The following is a 20,899-nucleotide window of genomic DNA, read 5'->3' on the forward strand; positions in this document are numbered from 1 at the left end:
GAGAACCGCATGTCCGACTTGTCCCCGTCACCGGCCGCCCTCGATTTGTATGCCCAACTGCATCAGCACGCGGCCGTGCTGTCGCTCGGCAACTGCACGCACGTGATCCTCGCGGGCGCCGATCGCGTCGGCCTGCTGAATGCGTTCTGCACGGCGGATATTAAGAAGCTGCAGCCGTCGCAGGGAGCTGAAGCGTTTGTTACGAATCATCAAGGCAAAGCGGCGGGGCATCTGTTGATCCTCGCGGAGGATGATCAACTTCTGCTGCACGGCGCGCCGGGCCAAGGCGAAACTGTGATCCAGCATTTGGATCGCTTTGTGATCTCCGAGCGCGTCGAGTTCAAAAATCAATCGGAGGCAACTACCGATTTGCTCCTCGCGGGGCCGGCGGCAGACTCGGTGGTTAATCAGCTGAAGTTCGCTCAGCCGCAGCCAGAGCGGTTGAGTCACAAGCGATACGCACTTGAAGGCCGCGGAGACTTGTTGCTGACTCGCGTCGATTTTTTCGGAACAACCCCGGCCTATCTGATCACCGTGCCCGCGGAATTCGCCGACCAAGTGCAAGCCGAGATTGCCGCCTGCGGCGCAAGCACTGCTAACAACGAGACCTGCGCTGCCGTGTGGAACATGGCCCGCATCGAAGCCGGCTATCCGCTCTTTGGTCAGGACATTACCGACGACAACCTGCCTCAAGAAGTTTGCCGCACCGAGCAGGCGATCAACTTCAAAAAGGGTTGCTATCTGGGCCAAGAAACAATCGCTCGTCTCGATGCGTTGGGACACGTGAATCGCGTGCTGACCGGTTTGAAGCTTCCTGCCGGAAGTGACATGAAGCCGGGCGATACGATCCAGCTAGGCGAGAAGAAGATCGCGCAGATCACATCGCTGGCCTGGTCGCCCAAGTTGCAGCAACCGCTGGCGCTCGCCTATGTCCGCACGTTGCACGCGACGTCGGGAAAAAAACTGGCCGTGACGGGCGGCGAAGCCGAAATTGTGAAACTACCCCTGGAGTAAATGGAAAAGATGGCTGAGTATCGCTGGAATACATCTGAATTCGCTGAAGGATATGATGCGGCGGCGCCGGAGATTCATCCGCGTTACACCGCAGTGCAGGAGCAGATTGTTCAGTTGCTGATTGAGCATGCGAAATCGCTCGGTGGCAGTTATCACGTTGTCGATCTCGGCGGCGGTTCGGGCCGGTTGCTACAACGGGTATTGACGGCCATTCCGAGCGCGACCGCGACGATCATCGATCAATCGGAAGCCTTTCTCGCGCTGGCCGAGCGGCGGTTAGCTCCATTTGCCAATCGCGTCACCTACGTCGTAAGTCGTCTGCAAGAAGACTGGCTCGCAAAGCTTACGCAGCAGCCGCAGGCCATCATCAGCACATCGGCCATCCATCATCTCGATCCGGTTGAAAAACAGAAGCTCTATCAGCAGATCGCCACGAAGTTGCCTGCCGGCGGCCTGTTTCTCAACGGCGACGAAGTGCGTCCCGAGGACGATGTCGAGTATCAGGCCACGATGGAACGCTGGGCCGATTTCATGCGGGCAGGAATGCAGAGCGGTAAGATTCCACAGGGCTTTCATCCGGCGGCCAGCAGTTGGATCGAGCGGAACGTGACGAAATTCGGTCAGCCAAAAAAGAGCGGCGACGACTGCCACGAAACGGCGCCGGTACAACTCGGCTATTTTCGTGCAGGTGGGTTTCGCGAGGCGGATGTCGCCTGGAGTGAAGAGTTGTGGTCGGTGCTGCGCGGCAAGCGCTAGCTACAATCTCTCCGCCAACTTGTCGAGGATCAGCTTCCCCACATTCAATGCCGATGTCGCCGCGGGCGACGGTGCGTTGAGGACGTTGACGAAACGGCCGGTCCCTTCGATCAAAAAATCGTCCACGATCAGGCCATCGGGCGTGATGGCTTGGGCGCGAACTCCTGTTCGCGCGGGGACCAGGTGTTCGCTGCGGATCTCAGGAATGAGATGCTGCAGCGCGCGGACGAAGGCGGCTTTGCTCCACGATCGCCACATTTCGCCGGCGCCGGTGCGCCAGTACTTGGCAGCGAGGCGGAGAAAGCCGCCATAGGTGAGCGTGCCGACGAGATCGCCGAAGTTGAGGTCGGTTTTGCGATATCCTTCGCGGGCAAAGGCCAGCACCGCATTCGGACCGCATTCGATGCCCCCTTCGATCATCCGCGTGAAATGCACGCCGAGGAAAGGAAACGACGGATCGGGAACGGGGTAAATCAAGTTGCGGCAGAAATGCTCGGCTTCGGGCTTGAGGTCGTAGTACTCGCCGCGAAACGGCACGATGCGGTTCGGCGTGGGATGGCCGCTGAGCTTGGCCAGGCGGTCGCTGTGCAAGCCGCCGGTGGTAACGACGTGCTTCGCCATGAGTTCGCCGGCGGGAGAAATCAACAAGACGCCGGTCGGCTCTTCATGCATCTTCGTCACTTGCCAGCCGGTCAGCACTTCGCCGCCGCGCTGCTTCAAGATCTCTGCGAGCTTGCGCGTGACGGCGGCGTAGTTGACGATGCCGGCTTCGGGAACATGAATCGCCTTGATGCCCGCGGTGTGCGGCTCGAGTTCGCACAGGCGCTCGCGGCCGATCATTTCGCACCGCACGCCGTTTTGCTGGCCTCGCTCAAAAATGATTTCAAGTCGCGGCAGCTCCTGTTCATTGACGGCGACGATCACCTTGCCGCAGATGTCGTACGGCACGCCCTGCTCTTTGCAAAACGCTTCCATCGCCGCTTTGCCGGTACGGCAATTGGTGGCTCGCAGCGAGCCCGGCTTGTAGTAGATGCCGGAGTGCAGCACGCCGCTGTTGTGACCGGTTTGATGGGTGCCGACCTCGGGCTCTTTTTCGAGCACGGCGACGCGCAGCTGCGGAAAGCGATTGCCAATCTGCCAGGCCGTGGCAAGGCCGACAATTCCGCCACCAACGATTGCGACATCAGCCTGGTGCATCGATGGTCTTCAACTTCCTGCCGAGTTTTTCTTCCACACTGCTGACCTTGGCGTTCAATCGGCCCGTTGCGTCTTTGCGATAGTCGAGCTTCATCGTGCAGCTGACGCGATCGCAATCGGCCGAGATCGCGGCCAGGCACTGCTGAAAAACGGCCAGCACTTGGTCAACTTCTCCCTCGATGATCGTCCCCATCGCATGCAGCCGATAGTCGAGACCGCTGGCTTCGATGATGGCCAGGCTCCGCGCGACATAATCACCGACGCTCGGCCCTTTTTCCAGCGGCGCGATGCTGAACTCGAGAAGCACCATTATTTCTTCTCAACCGTGTCTGCGGCGTTCTTATCGACCGCTTTTTCGGCTGGCTTATCCGCAGTGGGCTTTTCTTCGGCTTTATCGTCTTTCTTTTCCACCGGGCCCGGATTCTTCGCTCGATAGTCAGTCCACTTCTTGAAGACTTCGGCTCGCTTGGCTTCGTCCGAATGGCCGATGATGCGCGCGTTGGTCAGCACCATTTGCGGATCGCTAAAGGCCTGGCCGGCGGGAATTGTGTAGTACGACTTCAAATCTTGCTTGGTCAGAAATAGCGCGGCAGCGAGGGCCGAATCGCGAACTTCGACTTTGATCATCACCTTCTCGCGCTCTTGCATCTGCGTCACCAGGTTGGTGTCGGCAAAGAGCTTTTCGATTTGCGGCAGATGCGACTCGTCGCCCATCGCCGCGATCGTCATCAGCGCCATGCTGGCCATGTGCGGCTGGCGGTTGGCTTTGAGGATCTTTTCGGCGCAGGTCAGGCCTTCCTTCATATTGAACCGGCGGGCCAGCGACATAGCCGAATAGGCGGCGAAATCTTCGCTCTTGAGGATCAGTCGCGAGAGCATTTTCCTCGGCACATCGCCGCGCGAACTGCCGGTGATCGCATCGGCGAAATTGGCCTGGCTGCAATAATTGAAAACCACGCTGTTGTGATTCTGATTGAGCGAGACATCTTCCTCGCCGGCGACGAACACCAACATGGCCACCTGTCCGTAACCGAGCTGCGTGTTGCCACCGCCGCCGAACTGCGCGAGCTGTTGATTCTGCTGAATACGCACGCCGAACAATTCGGCTACGTTCTTGGGATTGGATTCGAGCGTTTGCAGCATTTCAGGATCGGCCTTGGTCAGGTCGACGAAGTTCTTACGCGATGACTCGGCATCGCCGAACGCCTTTTTGAAACGAGTCCAACCCGGCAGCTGGTAGTCGTCAGTGGCTTCTTTGCCGGCGATGAATGCATCCAACCGCCGCTGCAGATCCGTCTGGCGGATACGCCCCAGCACGCGCTCGGCCCGGTAACGGACCTCGCGGTCAGGATGTTGAACGGCTCCTTCGACCGCCTTGTAAGCGGGCAAGCCAATACGGGCGAGCTGTTCGGTGGCCGCTTCGCGCGTGGCGAATTCATCGGCGCCGAGTTCTTCGATCAGCTTCTTCACCGTCGGTGCATCGGCGGCGGGCTTTTCCGGCGCGGCGGGTTGAGCGCGAAGCAGCGTGGTAGCGAAGGAAGCAAAACCGAGCAGAATCGGTAGGAGGTAGGAATGGCGGAGCATGCCCGGCCCTTTCGTGCGGCGGATTCAGTCCGGAAGGAATGGACTTCGAGAGAAACAGCCAAGCCCGGATTATAAGATGAACACGGGCCTCTTCGCGAGCATTACGCAGCAAAAATCAGAAACTAGCCGGCTGCCGACTCAACCGTCACTTTTTTTTTATCGACGGCGGCGCGGATCAATTCAAAGACGTCGTCGGGCGAACCCATCGCGTCGACCGATACGAGCAACCCCTGCTTGCGATAGTAATCGAGCAGCGGCGACGTTTGCCGATGATAGACTTCCATTCGCCGGCCGATCGTTTCGGGCGTATCGTCGACCCGTTTTTCGGTAGCGGCTCGGCGGAGCATGCGGGTAATAAGTTCCGCTTCATCGGCTTTGAGCTCGATGACGATGCTGAGCGGCGTGCCTCGCTGGCGAAGCGAATCATCCAGCGACTTGGCTTGCTGAATGGTACGCGGAAAACCATCGAACATGCAGCCGCGGCTGAAGGCGGGCTTGTCGAGCTCTTCGCCAACCATGCTAAGCACGATTGGATCGGGCACGAGTTGACCACGATCCATATACTGCGCGGCGAGCCGGCCGAGCGGTGAACTCTGCTTGGCAGCCCGCAGCAACTCGCCCGTCGATAGGTGAGGAATTTGCAGATAGTCGAGCAATTTGCGCGACGCTGTACCTTTGCCGGCGCCGGGCGGGCCGATGAACACAATCAACATCGCAACCTCGCGGCCGGTGCCCCCATGATCGCAAAAACCTCCACCCGCCTGCGTCTCTGAACTGTGAGTTGACTGTTGCCTAATCCAGTCAACCGATAGCCATCCAACCTATGCTTCGAGCAGACCACGATAGTCACGCATGACCAGGTGACTATCGATCTTTTGAATCAAATCGAAGGCCACGCTCACCGCGATGAGCAGCCCCGTACCGCCATAGAAACTAGCCACACCTGGATCAACCTTCAGCCAAGCTGAGATGATCGTCGGCACGATGGCCACCAGGGCCAAAAAGCCGGCGCCCACGTACGTGATGCGGATCATCACCTTTTCCAAATGCTCCGCGGTCCGTCGGCCTGGCCGGTAACCTGGAATGAACGTGCCGAAATCCTTGAGGTTCTCGGCCATTTCCTTGGGATTGAACGTGATCGCCATCCAGAAGTAGCTGAAGAAGTAAATCAGCGCGACATATAGGAGGTTGTAGATAAACGAGCTGCCTTGGCCCAGTGAATTGGCAATTGCGGCGATGGTCGCGTTTTGGGTCTGGGTTCCCAGCCACTGAAACAAAAACGCCGGCAACATAAGCATGCTGCTGGCAAAGATGATCGGCATCACGCCCGACTGATTGAGCTTCAGCGGCAGGTATTGACGCGAACCACCAAAGACGCGACGACCGCGAACATGCTTGGCGCTTTGGGTGGGAATCTGCCGTTGACCGAGCGTTATGAAGCAAACGCCCATCACCACAATCACGAACAGGAACAGCAAGATCACCAGCGTTTCGATACCGGGCGTGCCGTTGAAACCAGTGAGCTGCCATTGCATGTTGGCAAAGAAGTTCATCATCGCCTTCGGCATCTGAGCCAGAATGCCGGCCATGATCAACAAGCTAATGCCGTTGCCAATGCCGAACTCGTCGATCTGTTCACCCAACCACATCACAAACAGGGTGCCGCAGGTCATGATCGCCAGGCAGGTAAAAAACCAAGCCGGATGCAAATATGGCGAACCTGTCGATGAGATCACCAGGAAGGTGTCGTAAAGCGGCACCGACGCTTGTGAACCCTGCGCTGTCATGCCCCGCAGATAGAAGTAACTCTGCACGATGCAAATCGCGACCGTCAGATAGCGAGTGTATTCGTTGATCTTTTTCCGCCCGGTTTCGCCTTCTTTCCGCAAGTCTTCGAGCGGTTTATAGACGCTGCCGAGCAACTGCAGAATGATCGAGGCCGAGATGTACGGCATGATGCCGAGGCCGAGGATCGTGAGGACCCGCATGTCGGCCGCGCTAAACACTGCCACCTTGGTGAGCAGGTTGCCGAAGGCGGAATTGTCTTCCCGCTGCAGCCGTTCGGCCATCTTTTCCTGGTCGACGATCGGCAGGGGAATTTGATAACCAATCCGGAACACAGCGAGCAGAATCAGCGTGAAGAGAATCTTCTGCCGCAGTTCAGGAATGGTGAAGATGGCTCGGAATTTCTCCCACATAGCATCCGTCCAGTTTTGAGGATCGCGAGCGTTGCTTGGAACCGTGATTCGAGTAAACCGACCGCTAACGCAACTGCAAGCGGTGCATCAGCTTACCAGAAAGCAAGGTAGCAAAAAAAGAGCAGCGTCACGATGCCGCTGCTCTTCCATACATTTAAATTTGGGTGGAGCGCGACAAATCGTTCGTCCCGCACTTCAGTTTTCGATCCAATGCAGCAGTCACAATGCAGCTTATCGTTTCTTGGCCGCCTTGTTGTCGCTCGTCTTCTTACCCTTGGCAGCGCGAGACGCGGCTTGCTTTTCGGCAACTGGGGTGCGGCCTGGAATGACCGTCGCCGTGCCGCCAGCCTTCTCGATCTTTTCCTTGGCCGTTTCGCTGAAGCGATGGGCCGAGACCTTGAGCTTCTTGCTCAGATCGCCGTTGCCCAGGATCTTCAAAACGTCGAAGGTCTTCTTCAGCAAACCCTTGGCTTGGAGGCTGGCGATATTGACTTCTTCGCCGGCTTCAAACAAATCTTGGATTTCGCTGACGTTGATGCTGGTAATAGTCAGGGCGAACGAGTTGGTGAAACCACGCTTCGGCACGCGACGAACCAGGGGGCTACCGCCACCTTGGAAAATCGGCAGTTGCTTCCAACCCGAACGGGCCATCTGACCCTTGTGACCGCGACCCGAGGTCTTGCCCTGGCCGGAGCCAATGCCGCGACCCAACCGGTTCGGACGCTTGTGTTTGTGAACGCCTTGATTTACTTCGTGCAAGCTCATGACAACGTAACTCCCCGCAGACGCTCCGTATCAGCGGTCGTGCGTAATTGCTTCAGGGCCTTGATCGCGGCTTTGACGACCGTGATCTGATTGCTGGTGCCCATGCTCTTGGTGATGATGTTCTTAATGCCCGCTGCTTCGCAAACCGAGCGAACGGCAGCGCCCGCGATGATGCCCGTACCGCCACCGGCCGGCATCAAGAGCACGTCGGCCGAACCGAACTTGGCCCGCACGGCGTGGGGAATGGTGTCGTTCACAAGGGGAACGGTAACCAGGGTACGAGTCGCTTGCTTTTGACCTTTTTCCACGGCTGGCGGCACTTCGTTGGCCTTGCCATAGCCCCAACCGACGCGGCCCTTGCCGTCGCCGACGACGACCATCGCCGCAAAACTGAATCGACGACCACCCTTGACCACTGCGGCGCACCGCTTGATCTGGACAGTCTTGTCGACAAACTCACCACGATTCGATTCGTTAGACACGCTGGATTGCTCCGTCGCTGGCTCTTATCTCGGAAAACTACTAGAAGCTCAAACCACCTTCGCGAGCAGCATCGGCCAGCGACGCGACCCGACCATGATACCGCAAATGACCGCGATCGAACGCGACCTCTTTGATTCCCTTGGCCAGCGCCCGTTCAGCAATGATCTTGCCGATCTTGGCCGCTGCGTCCTTATTGCCGCCGTATTTGAACTCGGCGCGGAGATCCTTGTCCTGCGTGCTGGCCGCAACCAGCGTGGTGCCGGTCACATCGTCGATGATCTGCACAGCCATGTTCTTGTGGCTGCGATTGACCGACAGCCGCGGACGACCGCCGCCATGCTTGAAGTGCTTCCGCACGCGGTAGGCGCGACGTTCGCGACGGCCACCCAAAGTTCGTTGCTTGTCCATTGTGTCTTCCTTCTCGCGTTGCTCGTCCGCGTATAAGACGAAGCCGAGAATCTTTTAGAATAGTAATTACTTCGAAGCGGCCTTACCTGGCTTGAGCTTGATCTGCTCGCCCTGGTAACGCACACCCTTGCCTTTGTATGGTTCCGGCTTGCGGAGCTGACGGAGTTCGGCAGCGAACTGACCAACCCGTTGCTTGTCGGGGCCTTGGATCACGACGTGCGTCGAGTCCGGCACGGTCACGTTTAAGCCTTCGGGAATGGCCCGCACCAACTCGTTGGCGAAACCAACCCGTAGCGACAGGTTCTTGCCCTTCAGCGTGGCTTGGTAACCGACGCCAACGATCTCGAGCCGCTTTTCGTAGCCGTTCTTGCAGCCGAAGATCATGTTGTTGATCACGGCGCGGGTCAGGCCGTGGAAGGCCCGAGCTTCGCGCTCATCGTTGGCCCGCTTCACGACAACGTTCTTGCCGTCGACCGCTACGCAAACTTCAGGCCGGTGTTCCCAGCTGAGCTTGCCCTTGGGGCCTTCGACGTTCACGGTCCGGCCATTCACGCCGACTTTGACGCCGTCGATGATGGCAACCGGTTTATTTCCAATTCGTGACATGATTCGTACCTGCCGATATGGGCTCTTTTTTAAGGCGCGGGCTGGCGACTGCCGGGTGACAATTACCGGGCGATCATCTGCTTACCAGATTTCGCACAGCACTTCGCCGCCGATGTTCTTTTGCCGGGCTTCGCGATCGCTGACCACGCCGCCACTGGTGCTCAAAATGGTGATCCCTTGGCCGTTCAGCACGGGACGCAGTTCCTTGGCACGACGGAAAACCCGTCGACCAGGCGAGCTGACGCGCTTGATGTGCTGGATGACGTGCTCGCCAGCCGGGCCGTACTTGAGCTCCAAACGGAGCTGTGGCACGGGGTCGAGTTCCACGACCTGCCAGTCCCAGATGTAGCCTTCGCGCTTCAGCACATCGGCCAGGCCGCGCTTCAACAACGAAAGCGGCACATCTACGCTGGGCCGCTCCACCGAGACGGCGTTTCGGATGCGGGTCAACATATCCGCGATTGGGTCAGTCAACATGTTACCGGGGACCCCTCTTACCAACTGGCTTTACGAACACCGGGAATCAACCCTTTGTCCGCGAGATTGCGAAAACAAATACGACAGATGCCGAACTTCCGGTACACGGCCCGGGGGCGACCGCATAGCTGACAACGCCGGTGCTGCCGGGTCGAAAACTTCGCCGGCTGCTTGGCTTTGGCAATCTTCGAGTTGCTTGCCACTGGATTTACTCACACTGCGAAATGAAAAACGAAACGATTCGAACGAGAGCGATCAAGCTCACCGACCTGGCCGGCCAATGTTACTTGGGGGCGGCGGCTGGCTTGGGCTCTTTTTTGACTTCTGCTTGAAACGGCACGCCGAGGATTCGGAGCAGCTCACGCGACTCATCGTCCGAGGCATTCCGAATGACGAACGTAATGTTCATTCCCTGCACTCGCAGGAATTTGTCCGGATTCAACTCCGGAAACACGAGCTGTTCCGACAACCCCAGGCTATAGCTGCCATTGCCGTCGAAGGCTTTGCGATTCACACCGCGAAAGTCGCGGACGCGAGGCAGAGCGATCGAGACCAGGCGGTCGAAAAACTCATACATTTTTCGGCCACGCAAGGTAACCTTGCAGCCGATCGGCATGTCTTCTCGCAGCTTGAAAGCCGAGATCGCCTTGCGCGACTTGGTGACGATCGGCTTTTGACCGGTGATCAACCCCATCGCTTCGACGGCAACTTCCAAGTGCTTCTTTTCCTGCGTCGCGATGCCGACACCCATGTTCACCACGATCTTTTCGAGTCGTGGCAAGGACATTGGGTTACTCCGCCCCAGCTTTTCTGCTAGTGCAGGAATGGCTTCCTTTTGGTATTTAGTCTGCAGGCGGGGGGTCGGAGCGGGGCCGCTCGACGCTTCGGCTTCTGCTGCTTTTGCTTTCTTGGCCACTGAATCAATCCTCTGTGAAGACGGCTGTACTAGAACCGCTCGTTATTGTTTTGCACTGCGAAGCTACTTCGCGGCGACCTTCTTCTTGGACTTCGAAACTTCGCCGAGCGAAGCGTTGCACTTCTTGCAAACGCGATGCTTCACGCCGTTCTCTTCCTTCACACCCGTTCGCACACCCTTGTTGCACTTTGGGCACATCAGGAGGACGTTCGAGATCTGGACCGGCATTTCTTTCGACAGACGGCCACCTTGTGGGTTGCGTTGGCTGCGTTTGACGTGCTTATAGACCTTGTTGACGCCTTCGACCGTCAACCGACCTTTTTCACGATCGATGTGCAGCACTTTGCCTTTGACGTCTTTGTCGTCGCCGGCAATCACTTCCACGATATCGCCAGTTTTAATGTGCATTAGACCACCTCGCTCGCCAGGCTGACGATTTTCATGAATGACATTTCGCGGAGTTCGCGGGCTACTGCGCCGAAAATGCGAGTGCCACGCGGATTGTTGTCCGCATCGATCAGCACGACCGCGTTGCTGTCGAACTTCACATAGCTACCGTCCTTGCGACGAGCGGGGCTCTTGGTACGAACCACCACGCCGCGTACAACGGCCTTCTTTTTGATTTCGCTGCCGGCGATCACGCTCTTCACGCTGCAAATGATGACGTCACCAATGCCAGCCGACCGCTTCTTCGAGCCGCCGAGCACCTTGATGCACATCACCTCTTTGGCGCCGGTGTTGTCAGCCACCGCCAGGCGAGTTTCTTGTTGAATCATGTTGTTGTTCCTTGGTCAAATGCTACTTCGGCTTCGGCCGTTGCAACTAGGAGGCGGGGGTCTCGGCGACGATCGCAGCGTTCTGCGAAGCCGAGGCCTTGGCGACCACGCGGGTCAGCACCCAGCGCTTCAGCTTCGACAGCGGACGCGATTCTTCGATCTCGACGGTATCACCGTTCTTCGAGATGCCATCGGCGTCGTGAGCGTAGCAAATCGTCCGGCGACGCATCGTCTTGCCGTAGACTTCGTGCTTCACAAGGCGCGGCACTTCGACACGCCGGGTCGTCGGAGACGAATCGCGAGTCACCTGGCCGATCAACAATCGCTTGGGCATATTCCACCAACTTCCAACCTGCGTATTCGCAGCAATAAAACGTTTGAGTTGCAGCCTTACTTGGCGGCGGCCTTGGCTTTTTCCGATTGAACCGTCTTCACGCGAGCAATCAGGCGACGTTGCCGGCGGAGTTCGCTAGGAACGTCGAGCCGTTCGGTCGAGGCCTGCATCCGCAGCTTGAACAACGACTTTTCAGTCTCTTCAATCGTGAGCACAAGTTGCTCGTCGCTCATCTGTCGCAGTTCTGCAGCTTTCATCCGACTAATCCTTCGCCAACACTGTTCGAAACTTTTCACTTTGCTGAATCAGCAAAGCCCTGCTTATTCGCAGTCAACGTCTGCGTACTTGCAGCAAAAACCTAGGCAGGACGACGGCGAACCATGCGGCACGGAATCGGCATCTTGTGGGCGAGACGAGCAAAGCAAAGCTTTGCTTGAGCCTCGGTCACACCAGCCAATTCAAACAACACAGTCCCTTCCTTCACCACAGCCACCCAGTGATCTGGTTCGCCTTTACCCTTACCCATCCGGGTTTCGAGCGGGCGAGACGTCACCGACTTGTGCGGGAAGATGCGGATGTACAACCGACCCTCGCCGCGGATGTATTGCTGAGCCGCAATACGTCCCGACTCGATCGTGGTTGCCTTGATCCAGCCACCCATCAAAGCCTGCAGGCCGAAGTCACCGAAGGCAACTTTGTTGCCTCGGGTGGCTTTACCTTTTATACGTCCTCTTTGGCTTTTTCGGTGCTTCACTCGCTTGGGCATCAGGGCCATTTGTCGCGTCTCCCTCGTGCATTCCTTGGTTTACCCAGACCTGTACGCCGATGTTGCCTTGGGCAGTGGCCGCCTCGGTAAAACCGTAATCAATTTTTGCCCGCAACGTACTGAGCGGCAGCGAGCCAGCCGAAGCCTTTTCGCAACGTGCCATTTCGGCGCCACCCAACCGCCCCGCGAGTTGAATCTTCACACCACGAGCACCGGCATCCATCACGGATTCGATAGCTCGCTTGATCGTCCGCCGGAAGCTTGCCCGCTTGGCCAACTGCAGAGCAATTTCTTCTGCAATCAGCTGGGCCATGATTTCCGGACGGGAGATTTCTTCAATTTTCAAGTTCACCCGGCGACCAGTCAGGTTCTGCAGTTCTTCCTGCAGGATTTCGACTTCCTGGCCCTTCTTACCGATGATCAGACCTGGCCGAGCGACATGCAGCACGACCTTGACTTCGTCGCGTGTCCGCTCGATTTCGATCCGGTCGATACCGGCGCTTTTGTATTCTTTTCGCGGGTGGTTCTTGATGAATCGCCGCAGCTTGAAATCTTCCAGCAACAGGGCCGAAAATTCCTTCTTGGAAGCGTACCAGCGGCTCTTCCACCCGATCATGATCCCGGTGCGAAATGCAACAGGATTCACTTTTTGACCCATAATGTCCTCAACCAAGTTTCAAGTAACAAGTTCCAACGATCTGAAACTACGTCTACAACTCGGAAATTTCTTCCACCGTCACGTGAATGTGAGCCGAACGCCGCTTGATCATGTAAGCCATGCCGCGCGACACCGGACGAATCCGCTTGAACATCGGGCCGCCATCGATGCGTGCATCGGTGACCACGAGTTGTTCCACGCGGATGTTCTTACCTTTGTTTTGTTCCGGGTCTTGGGCGTTGCCGAGGGCGCTCATCAGCACCTTCTCAAGCAACCGAGCACCACGTTCCGGTTGATACTTCAAAATGTCGAGCGCTTCGTCGGCGAACTTGCCGCGAATCAGCGTGGCCAGCGGCCGCACCTTACGGGCGCTGATCCGAATGAAGCGATGCGATGCTTTGTATGCCATTGTCAGGTACCTCGAATATCGTCAGACAACACTGAATGAGTCATTCAGAGCTGGACTACTTCGCTTCCTTCTTCGTTTTGCCGCCGTGACCTTTGAACGTTCGCGTTGGCGAGAACTCGCCCAAGCGATGGCCGACCATTTCTTCGGTGACGAAGACCTTGAGGTGGGCTTTGCCGTTGTGAACCATGAAGGTCAATCCGACAAACTCAGGCACAATCGTGCACGCGCGAGCCCAGGTCTTGATCGGCTCCTTCGAGCCGCCCTGCTGCTGGGCTTGCACCTTCTTGTACACGTTGGGGTCGACGTACGGCCCCTTTTTGCTGGAACGACTCATGACTTATCTCACACCACTACAGCTGCGTAAATTAATTCAGGTGAATTGCGTTTGGCGGATTACTTCAACTTCAATTGACCGTAACGGCGGCTCTTGCGGCGACGCACGATCGCAGAATTCGACGGCTTGCGACGCTTGCGGGTCGAACCACCCTTGGCGAGCACACCCGAAGGGCTAACCGGATGGCGGCCACCCTTGGTACGACCTTCACCACCACCGTGCGGGTGATCGATCGGGTTCATCGCAGTACCGCGGACGTGAGGACGAATCCCCTTCCAGCGGTTGCGACCAGCCTTGCCGATCACCACGTTCATTTGTTCGGAATTACCCACCATGCCGACCGTAGCCCGGCAAGTGGCGGGAATCTTGCGGATTTCGCCGCTTGGCAGGGAAATCTGAGCCCACTCACCATCGCGGGCCATGAGAATCGCATTGCAACCAGCACTACGGCACAGCTTGGCACCGGAACCTGGCAGCAACTCAATTCCGTGAATTTGCGTGCTCAGCGGAATGCGAGTCAGGGGCAAGCAGTTGCCGACGGTCGGGGGCGCTTCGGCACCATTCTCGATCGTCTGGCCGACTTCCAAACCCTCAGGAGCGAGGATATACCGCTTTTCGCCGTCGACGAAATACAACAACGCGATGCGGCAATTCCGATTCGGATCGTACTGAATCGAGTTGACCTTGGCCTGCACACCGTCTTTGTTGCGCAGGAAGTCAATAACGCGATACTGTTGCTTGTGACCGCCACCGCGGTGCCGGGCCGTGATGCGACCTTGGTTGTTACGGCCACCCTTCTTCTTCAGAGGGCGGAGCAACGACTTTTCCGGCTTGGCACCAGGCGTGAGTTCAGCGAAGTCGCTGACGCTCGCACCACGGCGTCCTGCTGTAACCGGCTTGTATTGTTTGATACCCATGACTCAAGACCTTATTGCAACCACTGAAGTCAACCTGCGCACCCGCAGCAAAGACACTGGATTAGTAGAAGTCGATCCGATGCTCTTCGTTGAGCGTGACCAGAGCCTTCTTCCAACCCTTGGTGGCACCCAGCTTGAACTTGTGCCGACGAGACTTGCCGAGCCGGTTCTGCGTGCGAACCTTTTCGACCTTCACATTGAACAAATCTTCAACAGCCCGCTTTACGTCTTCTTTGGTGGCTTGCGAGTTCACTTCGAAGGCATACTGATTGTAACGCGTCGAGCGGTGCATCCCTTTTTCAGTCACCAGCGGACGCAAGATGATCTGATAGGCCGGCAACACAGCAGGAGTATTTTCAGTGCTCATGACTTACGCCCCTTCTTTCTTGGCGGCATCTTTTTCGCTCTTCAGCTTGGCAGCACGATCGCGAATCACATCCAAGGCCGCCCGAGTGACGAGCAACTTCCGAGGAATCAACACTGACAGTGCGTTTAGCTCACCGACCGGAGCGATCGTCACACCGGCGATATTACGAGCACTCTTCAGAACCACCGGATCCAGAGCAGCCGTCGCCAGGATGGTGCTCACACCTTCCAGCTTGAGGGCCTTCAGAATCGCGGCGACTTCCTTGGTCTTTGGCTCTTTCAGCGACAACTCATCGAGAACCACCACGTCTTGCGAATTCAACTTGCTGGCGATCGCCATGCGAGTAGCGGCTTGAATCGCCTTCTTCGGCAAGCGATAGGAGTAATCACGATTGCGGAGAGCAAAGGCATGACCACCACCGGTACGCTGCGGAGCTTGCTTCGAGCCAGCACGAGCGTTGCCAGTACCCTTTTGACGATACATCTTCTTGGTCGTGCCGCGCACTTCAGCCCGCGACTTCGTCTTGTGCGTACCCATGCGTTTATTCGCTTGGTACATCACGACGACATCATGCAACAACTGCTTGTTGATGTTCGGAGCAATCGCGGCTGGGTCGATGTCGTACTTGCCGACCTCCTTACCCGCACGATCAAAAACCGGAAGACTTGCCATGACTTATTTATCCGAAGTAGTTCTTAAAACCTTGCTGCGACAGCAAAACTGGGCCTAGCTCTTGTAATTCGATTCGCGAATCACGAGCATCTGCCCCGGCGGACCAGGCACAGCACCATAGATCAGCAGCAGGTTCTTTTCCTTATCCACTTTCACGAGCCGCATGTTGCGGATCGTCACTCGCTCATTGCCGTAGCGACCGGGCATATGCTTGCCCTTCTTCATACGACCACCACCGCGGTTCGCGGCGAGAGCACCGGTACCACCCATGTGACGGTGCACCTTCTTCACACCGTGCGTGGCACGCTGACCAGCGAAATTCCAACGCTTCATCGCACCCGTGAAGCCGCGGCCCTTGGTATTGCCGGTCACATCGACCGTCTTCACACCTTCCATGGCCGAGACATCGACCGTTGCACCAACAGCCAGACCAGCGGCGGCACCGCGGAGCTCGCGAACAAACCGCTGCGGCTCGCAATTGGCCTTCGCAGGAACAGCAACGCCAGCAGCCTTGAGCTTGGCCGAGCGACGGCTAGAGATATCGGCAACGTGGCCCGATTCCGAGCGAGAAGCCAAACGGCGAGGCTTATCCAAGAAGCCGAGCTGAACGGCTTCGTAGCCATCCTTATCGGCAGTACGGACCTGCAGTACGCGGCAAGGGCCAGCCAGAACGACAGTCACGGGCAAGCAGGCCCCGGACTCATCAAATATTTGCGTCATCCCGACCTTACGGCCGAGTATTCCCTTGGTCATCGCGATATTCCTGTGGTCCGTTGCCCACCGAGAACACCAAAGCTCAACTTCAAAGCTTGGCTTTACTCGGACGGCTTCCGTTCAATAAAAACGGCTCGCATGAAACAACGAATTCGAAACAATTAAACAACAAACAACGTGCGCACTTGCAGCAAACGCCACTTAGCGAGTTGTTGCCTTGATTTTGATATCAACGCCAGCCGGCAGGCTGAGCTTATTGAGCGCTTCGATGGTCTTGGCAGTCGCCTGCACAATATCGATCAAACGCTTGTGCGTTCGGATTTCGTATTGCTGGCGAGCCTTCTTGTCGATCGTCGGACCCGAAAGGACCGTGTAACGCTCGACGCGGGTCGGCAGCGGAATCGGGCCGTGGACTTCGCTATGGGTACGCTTGGCCGTATCGACGATCTCCTGGGCACTTTGGTCCAGAATCGCGTGGTCGTACGCTTCCATTCGAATTCGAATGACTTCTTTCGCTGCAGCCACCGTGGCTCATCTCCTAACTTGCAAATGCCCAGCGGCCAAAGGTTGGCCAATTGGGAAGCGACTAAGATTAGCAGCGAAGCGGCAAAACGGTCAACGGGGTCTGCGATGAAATTTCAGTATTCCAGAGAATATTTCGCGAACCCGAGCGACTGCCGACGCCCAAGCGAGTCAAACGCCGGAAAAGTTTGCCCTATTGCCGCAAAACCAAGACCGGGCAGTGCGCCAATCGCACTACTCGCTCTGCCGTCGATCCCATTAGTAGTCGAGTTAGTCCTCTTAGACCGTGCGAGGGAATGACAATTAGCTGGGCTTTGTTCTGCTCGGCAAAATCCGCGATTCCGTGGGCTGGGTCGCCCAAAATCACTTCCAGAGTGACGGCAGAATATTTTTCAGCCGTGAGCCGTTCTTGCAGGGCTTTGCGAGCACTCTCGATCCGCGCGGTCGGATCGACGACTCCCCACACCTCGCCCGCTTCCAGCGGCGCGATGTCCTGAATCACATGCACGATGCTCACTTGGTTTGGCAGCTCGACTAATTGCAGCGCGACATCGAGCGCTCCAAACGACTCCGCCGAAAAATCGATCGGCACGACGACGCGTTGTTTCGGAAACCAAGTCATATAGCTGCTCCAGGGAAGAGGTGGATAGGCTTCATCCTATCGAATCGCCAGCGCAGAAGAAACGCAAGCATTTCGGCTGCTAGCAAGGCCCCGACGCTAGCAATTCACTGCCAGCCGCCGCAAAGTCGCCTTAATTCGCCAAAACGCACGGAGGCGTCAAAGTCGACTAAACCGTCACCACCCATCCAACCGATACATGCTGCGAATAGAAGTTTTCAGATTCCGTAGAAGGGGATCCGACGATGCCTCGTCGAGCCGCTGTTTGGGGAACGAGCCTGATGCTCGCTGCCATTTGTGTCGTAGCCATCGTGCGTGCACAGGATGGTAGCTGGCAACCTGCTGCTAGCAACTCGCCTCCTCCGGAACCCGCGTTTCTGCCTCCCCAAGCCATTGGCGATGCCGTGCCGGTCGCGATGCAAATCGACGATCCACCGCAACAACACGGCCCCGCGCCAGCCGCCTTCGGCTTCGGTGCTCGCCGCCAAGGGAATCAGCCTGGGCCGCAGCCGATTGCCGAAGCTCCGGCCAACGCCGAGCCGCTGCCGTTTCCGCCGGTAAATCAGCTGCCGCCTGCTGAATATGCTCAGCAACCGGCAACTCCACCTGGCCCAGTTCCGCAGCAGCGCAGCGTGCTTCGTCGTCCTGGTCAACCTGCACCTCAGGCAGCGCCGCAGCCCGAGACCTATCCTACGTCGGCCCCTGTTGTGCCGAACGAATCTGTTCAACAACAGCCTGTTTATCAGCAGCAACCGTCTGCCGCGCCGCGTTCGGTTCTCAAGCGTCCGACGGGACCAGTCATTGGTGAAGCCGCTGCGCCGATCGCGCCCGTTCAAGAAGCTCTGCCGCCGATCGCTGATGTGCCGAGCGGCTCGTCGCGCCGGCAATACGATCCTGCTACTCCTGCCTCGCCAACTCCGCGCAATCCCGCCCGCTCGGGCTTTGGCGCTGCATCCGACATCATGGTCTCGTCGCAATCGCCGCGGCTGCGCGTCGAACTCGCCGGCCCGCAATCGCTGATGGTTGGCAAGAGCGCCAAGTACACGCTCAACCTCGTCAACGATGGCGATGTCGCTGCCGACGACGTTCAACTCCGTCTCAATATTCCGGCCTGGATCAGTGTTGAATCGGGCGAATCGACTTCGGGCGATGCCGCCGCGCAAGCCGACGCTCAAGGCTCGATCCGCATGGTTTGGAATCTGCCGAAAGTGAAGGCCGGCTCGCAAGAAACGCTCCGCCTGCAACTCGTTGCTGCGGAAGGCAAGCCTTGCGAACTGACTGCCGATTGGACCTGCCGTCCCACGTCGCTAAAGGCCGCCATCGCGGTCAAACAGCCGCAAATCGAACTCTCGCTTTCAGGTCCTAGCGACATGGTCTTCGGCGAAGAAAAACCGTTCACCATCAATGTCAGCAACCCCGGCAACGGCGATGCCGAACACGTCGTTGTTCAACTCGTCGCTGGCGGCAATGCTCCGCAGACGGTCGAAGTCGGCACGGTTCCCGCCGGCAAAGCCAAAGACGTCAACGTCAAGGTTGTCGCCAATCAGCAAGGTGGCATGGATCTGAAAATGACCGCTACAGCCGATGGAAATCTCCGCGCCGAAGCCGCTGGTCGCATCATCGTGAAACAAGCGATCCTCGCCATTCACGTCGAAGGCCCGCCGCTCAAGTTTGCTGGCGCCGAAGCCACCTACGCCATTACCGTTTCGAACACCGGCAACGCTGCCGCTGACGATCTCACCGTTTCGACCACGCTGCCAACCGGGGCCAAGTATCTTGGTGGCATCGACGGCGCTCAGTTCGCCGGCGGCGTGTTGAAGTGGAAGGCCGGTCTCCTGCCGCCCGAAACACAACGCACCTTCGATATCCGCTGCCAGCTCAACGCTGCCGGCGCTCATCGTGTCGTCGCCCAAGCCATCGGTCCTCGCACCGGTGCTGTCGCTCACGAAGCCGAAACCACCGTCGAAGCCGTCTCGAATCTGAAGCTCGCCGTCAACGATCCGACTGGCCCAGCTCCGACCGGCCAGGACGTGACTTACGAAGTGCAGCTGATGAATCGTGGCAGCCTCGCCGCCAAGAACGTCAAGGTGGTGATGCAGTTCTCGGAAGGTCTCGAACCCTCGATCGTCGAAGGGGCCGAAGCTCGCCTCGTCCCAGGCCAGGTCTTGTTCGACACGCTGCCGGAACTCGCCGCTGGCGAACAGGTGGTCGTTCACGTCAAGGCCAAGGCCGTCAAGGAAGGCTCACACCGCTTCCGCGTCGAAGTGGTCAGCACCGACAACGACACCCGCCTGGTCAGCGAAGGAACCAGCCGCTTTTTCACCGACACCCGCGGCCCAGCCAACTCGGCTGCGACCCGCACGGCGACGAAGCCCAAGCTGGCCCCGCAACCGATTCAGAATATCCAACGATAAGCGTTGGAAGTCGAGCGACTCGCTCGTTCGTTTCAATCAACTCGTTCAAAATTCACCTCGAATTTTGAACGGCCCCTGGCAAAGTACTGCGGGAATAGTGATAGACAGTGTTCAAAGTTTCCAGCGAACTTTGAACGCCGCTCACAAGCATTAGCGAGCAACTTGCAGCGATTCCGTTGCAGACTCTTACGCCGTCGCTGCGGCGAGTCTAACTCAGCTTCTCAACAAACCGGACTGCGATTTCGAACATCGATCCCTTGCGCCGACAGCGAATGCGTTCGGCGAGCAGGCGGATGATCTGGTCCGAATCGGCGGCGAGCAAGTCGACGATGGCGAGATCAGAGAGAAGCGGATGGTCGCTCATGAGGCACAGACCACCGCGCGAGAGATCGATCGAGACCGCATCAAGCCGAGCGCCCATCGCCTCGCGTTGGCCGTTGACTGGTTGTACCGCCACCACCAGATGCGCCGGATTGCGCGGGCTATTGCGACGGTTTTGATCGAATTCGGTAGTCATCAGTCGCGCGGGTCGTTTCCCACGACGTGTTCGAGTGTCACTGGTTCGTCGGGGGCACCGGCGGCATCGAGCAGCGCGCGGGCTCGGCGAATGTCGGCGATCAAGCGACTCAGTTCGCGAACCGGCGGGATTGCGCCGATTTGCTTGGCGGCAGATTCGCGGTTCCAAGTGGCGGGTGCGGTTGGCGGCGAGGCAGAGAGTTCGAGTTGGTTCATGGGCTGGCAGGTTGAACGCGAAATCGAAACCAAGGGCGTTGCCCGGACAGATGTTGTCACCTACCGGCAAGCCGCATTAAAGATTGACCACTCCCCGCCAAAGGCAAACGAACGGTTGAATTTTGCACGCGCCATACCAGCAAGATCAACGCAATCGATACAGCCCGCAGCTGGCGTTTTCAGTGCGTCTCGCCTTTTGACGATTCCGACGATTCGCTATATTGAATGCGATTCGTCAACAACTGTTCACCGGCTAAGCCC

At 57.8% G+C, this 20,899-nt stretch carries 31 protein-coding genes; 3 read left to right on the forward strand and 28 right to left on the reverse strand.

The features are described from left to right. Window positions 1–9 precede the first annotated feature (9 nt). On the forward strand, window positions 10–1,014 hold the full coding sequence (gene ygfZ / locus M9Q49_RS20285; protein WP_254510655.1) for a CAF17-like 4Fe-4S cluster assembly/insertion protein YgfZ: 1,005 nt from the start codon (window positions 10–12) through the stop codon (window positions 1,012–1,014). Further along, window positions 1,015–1,770, forward strand: a complete 756-nt coding sequence (locus tag M9Q49_RS20290) for a class I SAM-dependent methyltransferase (protein WP_254510656.1) — start codon at window positions 1,015–1,017, stop codon at window positions 1,768–1,770. On the opposite strand, the gene lhgO is transcribed toward M9Q49_RS20290, so the two are convergent. The 26 genes from lhgO to M9Q49_RS20420 form a co-directional block, all read right to left on the reverse strand. Further along, window positions 1,771–2,967, reverse strand: coding sequence for an L-2-hydroxyglutarate oxidase (gene lhgO, locus M9Q49_RS20295; protein WP_254510657.1), 1,197 nt, complete (start codon window positions 2,965–2,967; stop codon window positions 1,771–1,773). It lies immediately after the preceding gene. Continuing rightward, window positions 2,954–3,277, reverse strand: a complete 324-nt coding sequence (locus tag M9Q49_RS20300) for an MTH1187 family thiamine-binding protein (RefSeq protein ID WP_254510658.1) — start codon at window positions 3,275–3,277, stop codon at window positions 2,954–2,956. The genes lhgO and M9Q49_RS20300 overlap by 14 nt, the downstream gene beginning before the upstream one ends. Further along, window positions 3,277–4,551 (reverse strand): HEAT repeat domain-containing protein, encoded by a 1,275-nt coding sequence (locus tag M9Q49_RS20305; protein ID WP_254510659.1) that lies wholly within the window; start codon window positions 4,549–4,551, stop codon window positions 3,277–3,279. Before M9Q49_RS20305 ends, M9Q49_RS20300 begins: the two co-directional genes overlap by 1 nt. 122 nt (window positions 4,552–4,673) lie before the next feature. Beyond that, the gene (locus M9Q49_RS20310; RefSeq protein ID WP_254510660.1) at window positions 4,674–5,264 is read right to left on the reverse strand and encodes an adenylate kinase; all 591 of its coding nucleotides are present in this window, start codon (window positions 5,262–5,264) and stop codon (window positions 4,674–4,676) included. Window positions 5,265–5,372: 108 nt separating this feature from the next. Next, window positions 5,373–6,749, reverse strand: coding sequence for a preprotein translocase subunit SecY (gene secY / locus M9Q49_RS20315; protein ID WP_254510661.1), 1,377 nt, complete (start codon window positions 6,747–6,749; stop codon window positions 5,373–5,375). Between the two features lie 231 nt (window positions 6,750–6,980). Continuing rightward, window positions 6,981–7,514 carry a 50S ribosomal protein L15 gene (gene rplO, locus M9Q49_RS20320; RefSeq protein WP_254510662.1) on the reverse strand — a complete coding sequence of 178 codons (534 nt, stop codon included), beginning with the start codon at window positions 7,512–7,514 and terminating at the stop codon, window positions 6,981–6,983. Next, the gene (gene rpsE, locus M9Q49_RS20325) at window positions 7,511–7,996 is read right to left on the reverse strand and encodes a 30S ribosomal protein S5 (RefSeq protein ID WP_254510663.1); all 486 of its coding nucleotides are present in this window, start codon (window positions 7,994–7,996) and stop codon (window positions 7,511–7,513) included. Before rpsE ends, rplO begins: the two co-directional genes overlap by 4 nt. 40 nt (window positions 7,997–8,036) lie before the next feature. Then, window positions 8,037–8,405, reverse strand: a complete 369-nt coding sequence (gene rplR, locus M9Q49_RS20330; RefSeq protein WP_254510664.1) for a 50S ribosomal protein L18 — start codon at window positions 8,403–8,405, stop codon at window positions 8,037–8,039. 66 nt (window positions 8,406–8,471) lie between these two features. Continuing rightward, the gene (rplF, locus tag M9Q49_RS20335) at window positions 8,472–9,011 is read right to left on the reverse strand and encodes a 50S ribosomal protein L6 (protein WP_254510665.1); all 540 of its coding nucleotides are present in this window, start codon (window positions 9,009–9,011) and stop codon (window positions 8,472–8,474) included. Between the two features lie 81 nt (window positions 9,012–9,092). Beyond that, entirely contained in the window at window positions 9,093–9,488 is a 396-nt protein-coding gene (rpsH, locus tag M9Q49_RS20340; RefSeq protein WP_254510666.1) for a 30S ribosomal protein S8, read from the reverse strand. Window positions 9,489–9,505: 17 nt separating this feature from the next. After that, the gene (locus M9Q49_RS20345; RefSeq protein WP_254510667.1) at window positions 9,506–9,691 is read right to left on the reverse strand and encodes a type Z 30S ribosomal protein S14; all 186 of its coding nucleotides are present in this window, start codon (window positions 9,689–9,691) and stop codon (window positions 9,506–9,508) included. Window positions 9,692–9,771: 80 nt separating this feature from the next. Then, the gene (gene rplE, locus M9Q49_RS20350; protein WP_261365280.1) at window positions 9,772–10,341 is read right to left on the reverse strand and encodes a 50S ribosomal protein L5; all 570 of its coding nucleotides are present in this window, start codon (window positions 10,339–10,341) and stop codon (window positions 9,772–9,774) included. 126 nt (window positions 10,342–10,467) lie between these two features. Further along, window positions 10,468–10,812: a 50S ribosomal protein L24 gene (rplX, locus tag M9Q49_RS20355; protein ID WP_254510669.1), complete on the reverse strand. Its 345-nt coding sequence runs from the start codon at window positions 10,810–10,812 to the stop codon at window positions 10,468–10,470. Beyond that, on the reverse strand, window positions 10,812–11,180 hold the full coding sequence (rplN, locus tag M9Q49_RS20360; protein ID WP_254510670.1) for a 50S ribosomal protein L14: 369 nt from the start codon (window positions 11,178–11,180) through the stop codon (window positions 10,812–10,814). Before rplN ends, rplX begins: the two co-directional genes overlap by 1 nt. Before the next feature lie 46 nt (window positions 11,181–11,226). Beyond that, window positions 11,227–11,514 carry a 30S ribosomal protein S17 gene (rpsQ, locus tag M9Q49_RS20365; protein ID WP_254510671.1) on the reverse strand — a complete coding sequence of 96 codons (288 nt, stop codon included), beginning with the start codon at window positions 11,512–11,514 and terminating at the stop codon, window positions 11,227–11,229. Between the two features lie 56 nt (window positions 11,515–11,570). Continuing rightward, window positions 11,571–11,771 (reverse strand): 50S ribosomal protein L29, encoded by a 201-nt coding sequence (gene rpmC / locus M9Q49_RS20370; RefSeq protein ID WP_254510672.1) that lies wholly within the window; start codon window positions 11,769–11,771, stop codon window positions 11,571–11,573. 101 nt (window positions 11,772–11,872) lie between these two features. Beyond that, window positions 11,873–12,289, reverse strand: a complete 417-nt coding sequence (gene rplP, locus M9Q49_RS20375; protein WP_254510673.1) for a 50S ribosomal protein L16 — start codon at window positions 12,287–12,289, stop codon at window positions 11,873–11,875. After that, on the reverse strand, window positions 12,228–12,938 hold the full coding sequence (rpsC, locus tag M9Q49_RS20380; protein WP_254510674.1) for a 30S ribosomal protein S3: 711 nt from the start codon (window positions 12,936–12,938) through the stop codon (window positions 12,228–12,230). The genes rplP and rpsC overlap by 62 nt, the downstream gene beginning before the upstream one ends. Window positions 12,939–12,990: 52 nt before the next feature. Next, window positions 12,991–13,347, reverse strand: coding sequence for a 50S ribosomal protein L22 (rplV, locus tag M9Q49_RS20385; RefSeq protein ID WP_254510675.1), 357 nt, complete (start codon window positions 13,345–13,347; stop codon window positions 12,991–12,993). A 55-nt stretch (window positions 13,348–13,402) separates the two neighbouring features. Next, complete coding sequence (rpsS, locus tag M9Q49_RS20390) at window positions 13,403–13,681, reverse strand: 30S ribosomal protein S19 (protein WP_254510676.1); 279 nt, start codon at window positions 13,679–13,681, stop codon at window positions 13,403–13,405. A 59-nt stretch (window positions 13,682–13,740) separates the two neighbouring features. After that, window positions 13,741–14,598 (reverse strand): 50S ribosomal protein L2, encoded by an 858-nt coding sequence (rplB, locus tag M9Q49_RS20395; RefSeq protein WP_254510677.1) that lies wholly within the window; start codon window positions 14,596–14,598, stop codon window positions 13,741–13,743. A gap of 61 nt (window positions 14,599–14,659) precedes the next feature. Continuing rightward, a complete protein-coding gene (rplW, locus tag M9Q49_RS20400) occupies window positions 14,660–14,965 on the reverse strand; it encodes a 50S ribosomal protein L23 (RefSeq protein ID WP_254510678.1) in 306 nt (101 codons plus the stop codon). Window positions 14,966–14,968: 3 nt separating this feature from the next. Then, on the reverse strand, window positions 14,969–15,637 hold the full coding sequence (gene rplD, locus M9Q49_RS20405) for a 50S ribosomal protein L4 (RefSeq protein ID WP_254510679.1): 669 nt from the start codon (window positions 15,635–15,637) through the stop codon (window positions 14,969–14,971). A gap of 54 nt (window positions 15,638–15,691) precedes the next feature. Further along, window positions 15,692–16,390 (reverse strand): 50S ribosomal protein L3, encoded by a 699-nt coding sequence (rplC, locus tag M9Q49_RS20410; RefSeq protein WP_254510680.1) that lies wholly within the window; start codon window positions 16,388–16,390, stop codon window positions 15,692–15,694. A gap of 162 nt (window positions 16,391–16,552) precedes the next feature. Continuing rightward, entirely contained in the window at window positions 16,553–16,876 is a 324-nt protein-coding gene (gene rpsJ, locus M9Q49_RS20415) for a 30S ribosomal protein S10 (protein WP_315861186.1), read from the reverse strand. Between the two features lie 190 nt (window positions 16,877–17,066). Continuing rightward, a complete protein-coding gene (locus M9Q49_RS20420; protein WP_254510681.1) occupies window positions 17,067–17,495 on the reverse strand; it encodes a universal stress protein in 429 nt (142 codons plus the stop codon). A 242-nt stretch (window positions 17,496–17,737) separates the two neighbouring features. On the opposite strand from M9Q49_RS20420, the gene M9Q49_RS20425 reads away from it, so the two are divergent. Further along, window positions 17,738–19,906: a CARDB domain-containing protein gene (locus M9Q49_RS20425; RefSeq protein ID WP_254510682.1), complete on the forward strand. Its 2,169-nt coding sequence runs from the start codon at window positions 17,738–17,740 to the stop codon at window positions 19,904–19,906. A 208-nt stretch (window positions 19,907–20,114) separates the two neighbouring features. Here the strand turns inward: M9Q49_RS20425 and M9Q49_RS20430 are convergent, their stop codons facing one another. Then, a complete protein-coding gene (locus M9Q49_RS20430; RefSeq protein WP_254510683.1) occupies window positions 20,115–20,423 on the reverse strand; it encodes a PilZ domain-containing protein in 309 nt (102 codons plus the stop codon). Continuing rightward, entirely contained in the window at window positions 20,423–20,638 is a 216-nt protein-coding gene (locus M9Q49_RS20435; RefSeq protein WP_254510684.1) for a hypothetical protein, read from the reverse strand. Before M9Q49_RS20435 ends, M9Q49_RS20430 begins: the two co-directional genes overlap by 1 nt. Window positions 20,639–20,899 lie beyond the last annotated feature (261 nt).

Origin of the sequence: Anatilimnocola floriformis (assembly GCF_024256385.1) — a bacterium.
Classification (GTDB): Bacteria; Planctomycetota; Planctomycetia; order Pirellulales; family Pirellulaceae; genus Anatilimnocola; species Anatilimnocola floriformis.